Source organism: Aquimixticola soesokkakensis (genome assembly GCF_900172375.1).
GTDB classification, from domain to species: domain Bacteria; phylum Pseudomonadota; class Alphaproteobacteria; order Rhodobacterales; family Rhodobacteraceae; genus Aquimixticola; species Aquimixticola soesokkakensis.
This window is the reverse complement of record NZ_FWFS01000001.1, coordinates 474,897-487,606: the sequence shown is the minus strand read 5'-3', so window position 1 is coordinate 487,606 and position 12,710 is coordinate 474,897. Positions and strand designations below refer to the sequence as shown.

At 61.9% G+C, this 12,710-nt stretch carries 10 protein-coding genes; 8 read left to right on the top strand and 2 right to left on the bottom strand.

Going from position 1 to position 12,710, the window contains the following annotated elements; all coding sequences use genetic code 11:
- Window positions 1-5: 5 nt before the first annotated feature.
- Window positions 6-1,244: an ABC transporter substrate-binding protein gene (locus AQS8620_RS02365; protein WP_085835199.1), complete on the bottom strand. Its 1,239-nt coding sequence runs from the start codon at window positions 1,242-1,244 to the stop codon at window positions 6-8.
- A gap of 337 nt (window positions 1,245-1,581) precedes the next feature.
- On the opposite strand from AQS8620_RS02365, the gene AQS8620_RS02360 reads away from it, so the two are divergent.
- The 8 genes from AQS8620_RS02360 to AQS8620_RS02325 all read left to right on the top strand — a co-directional run bounded on the left by AQS8620_RS02360 (window position 1,582) and on the right by AQS8620_RS02325 (window position 12,108).
- Entirely contained in the window at window positions 1,582-2,595 is a 1,014-nt protein-coding gene (locus AQS8620_RS02360) for a LacI family DNA-binding transcriptional regulator (RefSeq protein WP_085835198.1), read from the top strand.
- Window positions 2,596-2,903: 308 nt separating this feature from the next.
- Window positions 2,904-4,874: an acetate--CoA ligase gene (acs, locus tag AQS8620_RS02355; RefSeq protein ID WP_085835197.1), complete on the top strand. Its 1,971-nt coding sequence runs from the start codon at window positions 2,904-2,906 to the stop codon at window positions 4,872-4,874.
- Window positions 4,875-5,059: 185 nt separating this feature from the next.
- Window positions 5,060-5,317 carry a DUF4212 domain-containing protein gene (locus tag AQS8620_RS02350; RefSeq protein ID WP_085835196.1) on the top strand — a complete coding sequence of 86 codons (258 nt, stop codon included), beginning with the start codon at window positions 5,060-5,062 and terminating at the stop codon, window positions 5,315-5,317.
- Window positions 5,318-5,329: 12 nt separating this feature from the next.
- Entirely contained in the window at window positions 5,330-7,057 is a 1,728-nt protein-coding gene (locus tag AQS8620_RS02345; RefSeq protein WP_085835195.1) for a sodium:solute symporter family protein, read from the top strand.
- Window positions 7,058-7,153: 96 nt separating this feature from the next.
- On the top strand, window positions 7,154-8,983 hold the full coding sequence (locus tag AQS8620_RS02340; RefSeq protein WP_085835194.1) for a DUF294 nucleotidyltransferase-like domain-containing protein: 1,830 nt from the start codon (window positions 7,154-7,156) through the stop codon (window positions 8,981-8,983).
- 10 nt (window positions 8,984-8,993) lie between these two features.
- A complete protein-coding gene (locus AQS8620_RS02335) occupies window positions 8,994-9,515 on the top strand; it encodes a hypothetical protein (protein WP_085835193.1) in 522 nt (173 codons plus the stop codon).
- A gap of 33 nt (window positions 9,516-9,548) precedes the next feature.
- A complete protein-coding gene (locus AQS8620_RS02330) occupies window positions 9,549-9,968 on the top strand; it encodes a response regulator transcription factor (protein WP_085835192.1) in 420 nt (139 codons plus the stop codon).
- On the top strand, window positions 9,958-12,108 hold the full coding sequence (locus tag AQS8620_RS02325; RefSeq protein WP_085835191.1) for a 3'-5' exonuclease: 2,151 nt from the start codon (window positions 9,958-9,960) through the stop codon (window positions 12,106-12,108). Before AQS8620_RS02330 ends, AQS8620_RS02325 begins: the two co-directional genes overlap by 11 nt.
- On the opposite strand, the gene AQS8620_RS02320 is transcribed toward AQS8620_RS02325, so the two are convergent.
- A complete protein-coding gene (locus AQS8620_RS02320) occupies window positions 12,105-12,710 on the bottom strand; it encodes an NUDIX hydrolase (protein WP_085835190.1) in 606 nt (201 codons plus the stop codon). The genes AQS8620_RS02325 and AQS8620_RS02320 overlap by 4 nt on opposite strands.

Genomic DNA, 12,710 nt, shown 5'->3' with positions numbered 1-12,710 from the left:
GGATCTTATTTGTCCGACATCACGATTTTCGCGAACTCTGCCTGAGCATCTTCGGCGCTCATGTCAGAGGCGTAAAAATCAACCAGCATGTCCTGAATCTGGCCAACGGCGTCGGGCGAGAGCAGCATGTCGGAACTGTCGATCGTGCCGCCATCCGCCAGAACAGCCAGACCTTTTTGCATGCAGGTGCCTGCGGTGCTCATGTCGATGTCCCCGCGCACGGGCAGCGAGCCTTTCTTGAGGTTGAAGGTGACTTGCGCCTCGGGAGAGATCAGCACCTGCGCCAGTTCCTTTTGCGCCGCCGTCACCTCTTCGTCCTTGTTGACGGGGAAATAGAAGGCATCGCCCGCGGTGGCGATCAGCTGCGCGCGCCCCATGCCGATGATGCAGTCGTAATCGGAGCCCGCGGTTTTACCGGCAACAGCGAATTCGCCCTGCGCCCAATCGCCCATGACCTGCGCAGCAGCGTTGCCGTTGATCACTTCGGCGGTGGCCAAATTCCAGTCCTGAATAGCGGTGCCCGCCATCAGGTCGCGGGTGATGACGATTTCATCCCAGATCGCTTTCATCTCTGTGCCCATCAGCGCCGCTTCATCGCCGTCGCGATACACAGCATAATAGAGGTCCTCACCCCCCAAACCGGAAACGAAGGTGTTGAATTGGTTGGCATATTGCCAGCCCTGCGCACCGGAAACGAGGGGCTGTTTTCCCGCTTCACGCAGCGCGGGGGCCGCAGCTTTCAGGTCGTCCCAGTTTTGCGCAGGCGCAACACCGGCCGCGTCAAACGCGCTCAGGCTGGTCCACATCCACTGCGGCGAATGGATGTTGAGCGGCACGCAATAGACACGCCCTTCGACGGTGCAGGCCTCCAGAAGGGAGGGCGGGTTCACGATATTGGCCCAATCGCCCGCTTCTGCAATATCCGTCAGGTCCAGCATCAACCCCGCTTCGATCAACTCGACGGCCTGCTGGCCGTGGTTCAACTGGGTCGCGGCCATCGGGTCGCCGCCAAGGATGCGCGAGATGATGATCGGGCGCGCCACGCCGCCGGAACCGGCAATCGCGCCATCAACCCAGGTGTTGTCGCTTGTCGCCTCGAACTGCTCGGCCAAGGCGCGCACGGCGGCGGCTTCCCCGCCCGAGGTCCACCAGTGGGTGATCTCGAGGTCGACGGCGTTCGCTGCGAGCGGCACAGCCACAAGCGCCGAGGCACAGAGCAATTTCGTGAGAATACGGTTGGTCATTTTTCTTCCTCCCTTGGGCTTTCGCCCGTGACTAAGATTTCGCTCAGAACAGTCGAAAACTGTCCTTTTGCGCAGGAATACCTGTCAAAGGTCCTCCCCTTTCACAGCGCCCTGTCGTGTTGCGCTCACTGGCGGTCCTCCCCGTCACTGAGCGTGTAAACGATTACAAAAACAATCCTCCCAGCCGCCGCTGAAATCGTTTACATGATCGTTTCATGCGATTTGATTTCCGTCAAGAAAAAATGTAAACCTTTACAGCACTGCAACAACGCAGCATGGAACCGCCCCGTATTTCACCCCGGGCACCCCGGCACATCACGCCAAAGGAGGAGGCGCTATGTCATTGAGCATCAAAGATATCGCGCGCCTGTCCGGCGTTTCGACGGCCACGGTCAGCCGCACCCTGTCGGCCCCTGAAAAAGTGACTCGCCAAACCCGCGAACAGGTCATGCAGGTCGTCGAGGAACATGGCTACCGAGTGAATTCCATGGCACGCAACCTGCGCCGCCAAAGGGCTGATTCTGTGCTTGCCCTCGTGCCGGATCTCGGGAACCCGTTTTTTTCCGCGATCTTCGCGGGCATCCAAGACCGCCTGTCCCAAGCTGGCGTCGATCTTTTGGTCGCGGACAATCGATCCCTGCACCCCTCGGGGCGTTCGGTGTTGTCGCAACTGCGCGACGCACGGGCCGATGGGCTGATCTGTCTGGATGGCGGATTTTCCGACGAGGCCCGCAGGGAACTCGCCGCGTCGGGCATGGAAAACCGCGTGGTTTTTGCCTGTGAATGGCCGATGGCTGGCGGGTTTCCCTCGGTGCGCTCGGACAACCGCGAAGGCATGCGGCTTGCCATTGATTACCTGGCGGGACTGGGGCATCGCTGCATTGCCTATTGCGCGGGCCCTGCCGGAAACGTGCTGAACATCGAGCGGCGCGCCGGAGCACAAGAGGCCTTGGCGGCGCATGGTCTGACTTTGCCCGACAGTCGGGTGTTCGAGGGCGATTTTTCCCTTCAGGCGGGCGAAAAAGCGGCGCAGGTCTTTGTCGAGATGGCCGAGCGCCCGACAGCGGTGATCTGCGCCTCGGACCAATTGGCGATGGGCCTGATCCATGGCCTGTCAAAGCACGGCATTCACGCGCCCCGAGATGTGTCGGTCATGGGCTTTGACGATATCATCACCTCGGCCTATTTCCTGCCCGCGCTGACCACCATCCGCCAAAACCGGCTTGGACTGGGCGTGGAAGCGGCCACGGTTCTGCTTGACTTGATCGACGGCAAATCGGTGCCGCGCGACCATGTTGTGACGCTGCCTGTCAGCTTGCAGATTCGCGCCTCGACCGCGGTGCCGCGCTAAGGCCAAGCGCAACTCTGGCACGCGGGCCGGCACGCAGCCCCGCGCCGCGCCGGGCGCATCAACGGCCACACCTCAACACAACCAGAGCGAAAGTCCCCTCTAAGGCGTTGATCTGCTTGCGCTTCGCGATCTGTTAAGTGAATTTACATGCTTTCTGTAAATTTAGTTAAACCATTTACAAAAAAACATCTCTAAGACTTATGGTTAGGAGATATTTGACACATCTTTCGTGTAAACTGAGCACAGCCTGTGTGCAGCCTATGGGAGTAAGCTGCGCGGAGCACAGATAAATCGGGGAGGAACCTACCATGGCGCAAGATCACGCCAAGTTGTATCCGGCATCGGACGACTTCATCAAAAATGCCCATATCGACCGCGCGAAATACGACGAAATGTATGCGCAATCGGTCAGCGACCCGGAGGGGTTCTGGGGCGAGCAGGGCAAGCGTCTGGATTGGATCACGCCCTATTCCACCGTCAAAAACACCAGTTTCGATTTCGGCAAGGTTGACATCAAATGGTTCGAGGATGGCGTTCTGAACGTCGCCTATAACTGCGTGGATCGCCATCTGGCCACACGCGGCGACCAGACGGCGATCATTTTCGAACCCGACGATCCCGCCGCCGAGGCCCAGCACATCACCTACAACATGCTGTCGGAAAAGGTGAACCGTTTCGCCAACGTCCTGCTGTCACAGGGTGTAATGCGCGGCGATCGTGTGGTGATCTACCTGCCGATGATCCCCGAAGCCGCCTATGCCATGCTTGCCTGTGCGCGCATCGGCGCGATCCATTCGATTGTTTTCGCAGGCTTCTCTCCCGATGCCCTTGCCAACCGCATCAACGACTGCGGGGCAAAGGTTGTCATCACCGCCGACAGCGCCCCACGCGGTGGCCGCAAGACAGCCCTGAAATCCAACGCCGATGCCGCGCTTTTGCATTGTTCGGATCGCGTGCGCTGCCTCGTTGTCAAACACACCGGCGACCAGATCACCTGGATCGAAGGGCGCGATGTGGATGTCAAAGCACAGATGCAGCAGGCCTCACCTGATTGTCCCGTGCGGCCTATGGGCGCCGAGGACCCGCTGTTCATCCTTTACACCTCCGGCTCGACGGGCAAGCCCAAGGGGGTCGTGCATACCAGCGGCGGCTACCTTCTGTATGCTTCAATCACCCATGAATATGTGTTCGATTACCACGAGGGCGACGTGTTCTGGTGTTCGGCGGACGTGGGCTGGGTGACGGGCCACAGCTATATCGTCTACGGCCCCCTCGCCAATGGCGCGACCACGCTGATGTTCGAGGGCGTGCCCTCCTATCCCGATGCGGGCCGGTTCTGGGCCGTGTGTGAAAAGCACAAGGTAAACCAGTTTTACACCGCTCCCACCGCGCTGCGCTCGCTCATGGGGCAGGGCAATTCCTGGGTGGAGAAATACGACCTTTCCTCGATCAAACTGCTTGGCACCGTGGGCGAGCCGATCAATCCCGAAGCCTGGAACTGGTACAACGACATCGTCGGCAAGGGCCGCGCGCCCATCGTCGATACGTGGTGGCAGACAGAAACGGGCGGGCATCTTCTGACGCCGCTACCGGGTGCTGTGCCGACCAAACCCGGCTCGGCCACGCTTCCGTTTTTCGGCGTTCAGCCGGTGGTTCTGGAGCCCACAACAGGGGAGGAGCTCAAGGCCACCGCGACCGAGGGTGTCCTCTGTCTCAAAGACAGCTGGCCCGGCCAGATGCGCACCGTCTGGGGCGATCACGAACGGTTTCAGGAAACCTATTTCCAGCAATACAAAGGCTATTATTTCTCCGGTGACGGCTGTCGGCGCGACGAAGATGGCTACTACTGGATCACCGGGCGCGTAGACGATGTGATCAACGTTTCGGGGCACCGTATGGGCACCGCCGAAGTTGAAAGCGCTCTGGTGGCCCATCCCAAAGTGGCCGAAGCCGCCGTGGTCGGCTTCCCCCATGAAGTCAAAGGCCAAGGCATTTACGCCTATGTCACCTTGATGAATGGCCAAGAGCCTTCGGATGCGTTGCGCGCGGAACTGGAAAAATGGGTCCGTGCGGAAATCGGCCCCATCGCCAAACCCGACTTTATCCAATGGGCGCCGGGCCTGCCGAAAACCCGGTCGGGCAAAATCATGCGCCGAATCCTGCGCAAGATTGCCGAAAACGATACCGGCGCCATGGGAGATATTTCCACGCTGGCCGATCCGTCGGTCGTCGAGGAATTGATCGCGAATTCCATTTGGAAGCTGCGCGAACAGGTCTGAGGAGAGACCTGATACAAAGGTGCGTCGCGGGAGGGAGCCTGCGGCGGACGTTTGACGGTTTTGCGGCAAGGAGAGCCACAAAACAGGGAGGTATCGGCACGCCCTCGTGGCAGGCCGGTACATAACGCGATCCCGACTTGCCATCTTCGACGCAACGGGATCGGGGAAAATGGGAGGAAACCGCTATGGCGGATCATTCGGACAACAACGCCTACTGGGCGGCCAACATGCGGATCATCAAGATCTCTTTGGTCATCTGGTTCATCGTCTCTTTCGGCTTTGGGATCATCTTGCGCCCGCTGCTGGCGGGCATTCCCGTTGGCGGTACGGACCTTGGGTTCTGGTTTGCCCAGCAGGGCTCCATCCTCGTCTTTCTTGTGCTGATTTTTGTCTATGCCGCGCGCATGAACAAACTCGACAAAGAATTTGGCGTAGACGAGTAAGGGACAGAAAACATGGATCAATTTACGCTCAACCTGCTGGTTGTAGGCGCGACATTCGCGCTATACATCGGCATCGCAATCTGGGCCCGTGCCGGCTCCACCTCCGAATTCTATGCCGCGGGTCGTGGCGTCCATCCGGTGATGAACGGCATGGCCACCGGTGCGGACTGGATGTCCGCGGCCTCGTTCATTTCGATGGCGGGGATCATCGCTTTCGGCGGCTATGACACCTCTGCCTACCTTATGGGCTGGACGGGTGGCTATGTGCTTCTTGCCATGCTGCTTGCGCCCTATCTGCGCAAATTCGGCAAGTTCACCGTGCCCGAGTTTATCGGGGATCGGTTCTATTCCCCCACCGCGCGCCTTGTGGCCGTGATCTGCCTGATCGTCGCTTCCGTGACCTATGTGATCGGCCAGATGACGGGCGTTGGCGTGGCCTTCTCGCGCTTCCTTGAGGTGTCGAACGCCACCGGCCTCTACATCGGGGCGGCGATCGTGTTCCTCTACGCTGTGCTTGGCGGCATGAAGGGCATCACCTACACGCAGGTGGCGCAATATGTGGTGCTGATCATCGCCTACACGATTCCGGCGGTGTTTATTTCGCTGCAACTGACGGGCAACCCGATCCCGGGTCTGGGCCTGTTCTCCAGCGATGTTACTACGGGTGAACCGATCCTGAGCACGCTCAACGGTCTGCTCGCGGATCTGGGCTTTGCCTCCTACACCGAACAGCACGACACCACGCTGAACATGTTCCTGTTCACCATGTCGCTGATGATCGGCACCGCAGGTCTGCCCCACGTTATTGTGCGTTTCTTCACGGTTCCCAAGGTATCGGACGCGCGTTCGTCGGCAGGCTGGGCCCTGGTGTTCATCGCGCTGCTCTATCTCACCGCGCCCGCAGTGGGGGCGATGGCCCGCATGAACCTGATCAACACCGTCTACCCCAATGGCACCACCGAGGCACCACTGGCCTATGATGCGCGCCCCGATTGGGTGAGCAACTGGGAGAAAACCGGCTTGCTGACCTTTGACGACAAGAACGGTGACGGGCTGATCAACTATGTCGGTGACGCAGGCGCCAACGAACTGGACGTGAACCGCGACATCATGGTTCTGGCCAACCCCGAAATCGCACAGCTTCCCGGTTGGGTGATCGCGCTGATCGCCGCAGGCGGGCTGGCGGCGGCCCTGTCCACGGCAGCGGGCCTGTTGCTGGCGATTTCCTCTGCGGTCTCGCATGACTTGATCAAAGGCCGTCTGAACCCCGCCATCTCCGAGAAAAACGAGCTGCTGGCAGCGCGGGTTTCCATGGCGGTGGCCATCGTGGTCGCCACCTATCTGGGCCTCAACCCTCCGGGTTTTGCGGCGCAAACCGTGGCACTGGCCTTTGGTCTTGCGGCAAGCTCGATCTTCCCCGCGCTGATGATGGGCATTTTCTCGAAAACCATCAACAACAAGGGCGCGGTCGCCGGTATGCTCGCCGGTCTCGGGATCACGCTGCTCTACATCTTCCTGCACAAGGGGTGGTTCTTTATCCCCAACACCAACAGCTTCACGGATGCCGATCCGCTGCTGCTGTCGATCAAGTCGACCTCCTTTGGGGCCATCGGCGCGCTGATCAACTTTGTGGTCGCCTATTTCGTGTCCAAATCCACGGGCGCTGTGCCCGCGCATGTGGTCGAACTGGTCGAAAGCATCCGCATTCCGCGCGGCGCCGGGTCGGCACAAGACCACTAAGCACCTGAAAAGGCAGGTCTGACCTGCCGACCTCGGGGCGCGGGACCGAAATCCGGTTCCGCGCCCCTTTTTTCCGCCCCTTGGAGGTGCTGTGTTATGTCCCCAACACCCGATCAGACGCGGCAAACACTTGCTTTCCTGCAAACGGTCCACCCCTACGACGCGCTCGACGCGGACGCGCTGGCCCAACTCGCGGCCAAATTTTACGCCAAGACCCTGCCCGCAGGCACCGTGATCTTCGCGCAAGGCGCGCCGCTTGAAGCGCTCTACCTGATCGCCGATGGCACCGTTGAAATCACCGATGTGAACGGGGCAATCGTGTCCCACCTGCAAGCGCGCAACCATTTTGGCGAACGCGGATTGCTGCGTGATGGCACCGCCGCAACCACCGCCAAAGCCGCAAGCGATTTGCAGCTGTTCCTTTTGCCCGCGACGACGTTCAAATCCCTGCTGCGCGACGCGCCCGTGGTGGCGCGATATTTCAACCGCACAGGCTCGCGCGGCGGCCAGACCTCGGGTTTGATGACGCTTCATGTGGCCGACCTGATGGCACAAGCCCCCGTGTCGTGCCCGCCCGAAATGTCGATCCGCGACTGCGCGCGGCTGATGCGCGACAACCGGGTATCGAGCGTTGGCGTGGTGCGGGGCGAACGGCTGATGGGCATCGTTACCGTGCGCGACATGACCAATAAAGTGGTCGCTGGCGCCCTTGATACCGCGCGCCCCGTCAGCGAGGTGATGACCGCTGATCCGGTCACCCTGCCGCCCTCTGCCCTTGGTTCGGATGTGCTGCACGAAATGGTCGAACATGGCATCGCCCACCTGCCTGTCACCGAAAAAGGCCGCTTTGTCGGGATGATCACCCAAACCGACCTCACGCGCCATCAAGCCAGCTCGCAGGCCCAGATGCATGCCGATCTCTCGGCGGCGCGATCCGTTGCCGCTCTGGCCGAGATTACCGCCCGCCTGCCGAATCTTCTGATGCAACTGGTGGGCAGCCACCTTGCCCATGATGTCGTGACCCGCAAGATTTCCGATGTGGCCGATCTTGTCACCCGCCGCCTGATCCGCATGGCGCAAGAGACGCTTGGTCCTGCCCCCGTGCCCTTTTGCTGGGCGGCCTGTGGATCGCAGGGGCGGCGCGAACAAACCGGCGTGTCAGATCAGGACAACTGCCTGATTTTACACGACAGTGTTACCGACGACGACCTGCCCTATTTCGAACAGCTTGCGCGCAGCGTCTGCGACGGGCTGAACGCCTGCGGCTATGTCTATTGCCCCGGCGACATGATGGCGAGCGCGCGGCGCTGGCGCCAACCGCTTGCGGTCTGGCAGGGCTATTTCGACCAGTGGATCACGAGACCCGACGGCGAAGCCCAGCTTTTGGCCTCGGTCATGTTCGACCTGCGCCCCATCGCCGGGGATGCGCGGCTGTTTGAGGCTCTGCAATCGGGACCGCTGGAACAGGCCGCGCGCAATTCGATCTTTGTGGCCCATATGACCAGCAACGCGCTGACCCATGTCCCGCCATTGTCGCTGTTGCGCGGATTTGCGACCATCCGCTCTGGCGAACATCGCAACAGGCTGGACATGAAAATGAACGGGGTCGTCCCCGTTGTCGATCTGGGCCGCATCTACGCCTTGCGCGGGCGGTTGAGCGCGGTGAACACCCGCGCGCGCATCGACGCGGGGATCGAGGCGGGCGTCTTGTCAGAGGCGGGCGGGCGTGATCTGCTTGCCGCCTATGACACCATCGCCACCGCGCGGCTGGAACATCAGGCAAACCTCGTGCAAACTGGCCAAACGCCTGACAATTTCCTTGCGCCCTCCTCTCTCGCGGCGTTCGAACGCAGCCATTTGCGCGATGCATTCGTCATCGTGCGCACCATGCAATCCGCGCTGGGTGCCAGCGCGGCAAAACGATAGGACGCTGTTTATGCTCTACGACCTTCTGGCGACGATTGTGTTTGGCGTGGGTGCCGGCGGCATCGCCATCGCTTTGCGCAAAACCATTGCCAAGGGCCTGCCCGGCTGGATCGTGCCGGCCTGCGCAGGGCTCGCGATGCTGGCCTTCACGATTTTCAATGAATACGCGTGGTATCCCAACACGGTAGCGCATCTGCCCGAGGGCACGATCAAGGCCCAAGCCGTGCCCGAAGCACGGCTGTATCGCCCTTGGACCTTTGCGGCGCCGACCGTCATGCGTTTTATCGCGCTGTCGGATATCGCGCCTTGGCCGGACGCGCAAAACGCCGATCAGCGCTCCGCCAATATCGTCCTTGTCGAACGCTGGAAGGAGGCCTTTGCCGTGCCCGTGGTCTTCGACTGCACAAGCGCAACCCGCTATGATTTTCCCGCCGGATTGCCCGCGCAACCTGTGGATTTAGCGCAGCAGGCCGATGGCGTGTCGCTTGAAAATGACGATCCGCTACTGACAACTGCCTGTAAACACGGTTAGACCAATCAAAGAGGGACGACGGGGAGGCACAGCATGGACAGATCCTACATCCTGCTTGTCGAGGACGAGGACAACATTGCACTGGCACTGGAGATCCTGCTCAAACGAGCGGGTTACGAAGTTCACCGCATCAAAACCGGCGCACAGGCCCTGCCCAATATCCGCGCGCGACGCCCCGCTCTGGTGCTGCTTGACGTGACACTCCCCGAAGCATCCGGCTATGACATTTGCCAGCAACTGCACATGGACGAAGACTTCAGTGGCATTCCCGTGTTGCTGATGACCGCGCGCGCCACGCCTGTCGAGCGGCGCAAAGCCCTGGCCCTGGGCGCGGATGCGGTGCTGACGAAGCCCTTTGAAATCGAGGACCTGCTCGCTGAGGTGACGCGGCTTGCGCCACTGCACGCGCCCCAAGCCACCCTGCAGGATCAGGAGGCGGTCCGTGGCAATTGAGCGTCTCACCCGCAGCTTGACCGCCCGCCTTGGCCTGCGCGCACGGGTGTTTTGCTTTTTTGCCCTGCTTGCGGGAACGGTTGTCGCCCTCATCGGACTTGGCATGTGGCTTGGCCTGAACAAGACCGCACAGACGGGCCGCCCCCAGGACGGGTTCCTTCTGGCGGGCATCATTGCCGCCTTTGGCGCGCTGGCGATGATCACCTGGATCTGGCTGTTGTTCGATGAACATCTCGCCAAGCCGATCCAGCGTCTTGCGGGCAGTCTGCTGGTGCGCGCCCGCTCGGATCAGGCCCGCGACATCGATCCCGACAGCGCCCGCTACCTTGGATCACTGGCCCCCGCCGCGCGCGCCGTCACCCGCCATCTTGCCGACAGCCGCCACGCCCTGACCCAGACCCTCGCAGCCGAGACCACTCAGCTTATCGCGGAAAAAGACCGCCTCGCAGCGCTGACCGGCGATTTGCCGGTGGGCATTATTCTGGCCTCCGGCACGCATCGCCTTGCCTTTTACAACGGGGCCGCCGCGCAGGCGCTTGAAACCGGCGCGATGACGGGGCTGGGGCATTCCCTGTTCGACTTCATTCGCCCCGCCCCCGTGCGCGCCGCCTATGCCCGCCTGTGCACGGCGCCCCCCGATGCGGACGATCCCGTCCTGGCGCTCACGCTGGCAACTGTGAACGGCAAGGCATTGATCGGCGCGCGGCTGCGCCTGTTACAACGTCCCAGCACCGAGACGCCGGAGCCGCCCTATATTTTGACGCTCGACGACATCACCGGCCGCTTGACGCAGACTGCCGCGCGCGAGGCGTTGATTTTCGAAACGCTCGACACGCTGCGCCCCGCGGTTGCGTCGCTGCGCACCGTGATCGCCGCCCGCGAAACCGATCCGACGCTGGCGCAAAACCCCTATCTTACCCGTGCGCTGCTCGACGACATGGCGCGGGTGACACAGGCCGTTGCGTCGCTTGATGCGCGCGCGCAAGAAATGCAAAGTGACTGGTGGCCAATGGATACTCTGGATGCTCAGGGGCTGACCCAAGCGGTCGAAGCCCATCTCGCGCAGGCGGATCTGGCGATCGCGACCGATACGCTGGACAACCTCCCGCTCTCGGTGGACCCGACGGCACTGCCGGTGCTTATCGCACATCTGGCGCGCGCCATCGCCGGCCCCCATCAGGGTCGCGCCTTGTCGTTGCTGGTGTCACAAGACGGCGACACCGGCGGCGCCATGATTGCCCTTGGATGGACGGGCGAACCGCTGCCTGTCGACCGGCTGCACAAATGGCTCGACGAGCCGCTGGAAACGGGCCTGCCCGATCTGACGGGGCGGCGCATTCTGGACCTGCACGGCACCGACTGCTGGCCCGAATTCGGGCGGCTGGGCCGCGCGGTGTTGAAACTGCCGCTGCGCCCCGCCCGCCGTACGGATGCCATCCCCGAACGCCGCCTCGTCGCCTATGATTTCGACCTTCTGTGGCAGCATCCGACCGCCGATCTGGCCGCACGCCCGCTATCCCACCTGAGCTGCGTGGTCTTTGATACGGAAACCACGGGCCTGTCGGTCGAGGAGGACGAGATCGTTCAAATTGCCGCTCTTCGGGTGGTGAACGGGCGCATCATCGCCGCCGAGCAGCTGGAGCGGCTGGTCAACCCAGAACGCGATATCCCCGCGCGCGCCAGCGCCATTCACGGGATCACCCAAGCGATGGTTGCCGATCAGCCCACGATTGGCCCCGTGGCGCGCCAGTTCCACAGCTTTGCGCGCGACGCCGTGCTGGTCGCCCATAATGCCCCGTTCGATTTGGGCTTTTTGGCCCGCCACAGCGCCCAGATCAAACGCAGCTTTGATCACCCTGTGCTGGATACCGTCCTTTTGTCCGCGGTATTGTTCGGTCAGGAGGCCGATCATTCGCTCGACGCGATTTGCGCGCGGCTGGGCATAGATGTTGCCCCGCAGCTGCGCCATACGGCGATGGGCGACACGCAGCTGACCGCGCAGGCCTTTGTGCAGATGATCGCCATGTTGCACGAGCGCGGGATCGAGACATTCGGTCAGGCGATTGCCGCCAGCCGCCAGCACGGGCGTTTGCTCAAGGACCTGAATGCAGCCCCCGCAAAGACCGCCGAGCAGGCCTAGCGGATCGGCTTGAGCGCAGGGTCGAGCCCGTCAAAAAACAGGACCTGCCCGGGGCTATCCACCAGCCCGGCTGGACCGATTGCCGCCTGTGCCGCGCGCAAGCCCGCCTGTGTGGCGTGATGCAGGCCAAGGCGATGCGCCTGAGAAAAGCGATACCAGCGCAGGTCTGACAACTCGCCGTCGGCGGCGCTGAAATCATCGGGGTCCCCCAGAATTCCAGCCGCATCGCCGACAAAAAACCGCGCATCAAAGCGCCGTGTGCGCGCGGGCGGTGTAATGGCGCGAAAGATAAACCGCAAGCTGGAGGCATCGGGTAAAACCAGTCCCGTTTCCTCGCGCAATTCGCGCAAGGCCGCCACCTGCAGGGCATGGGCCAACCCCTCGGACGCACCCTTGGTCAGGCGCCGCTGACAGGGCATCGGCACGCCGCCGCGCAACGGCGCCCCCGCGTCCTGCGCCTCAACCGCCCCGCCCGGAAAGACCACCGCATGGGGCAAAAACACCGCCGATGCGCCGCGCTGGCCCATCAGCACGCGCGGGCCGTCGCCGTCAAAGCGCACCAGCACCAATGTCGCGGCATCTCTGATCGGGGCATGTTCCAT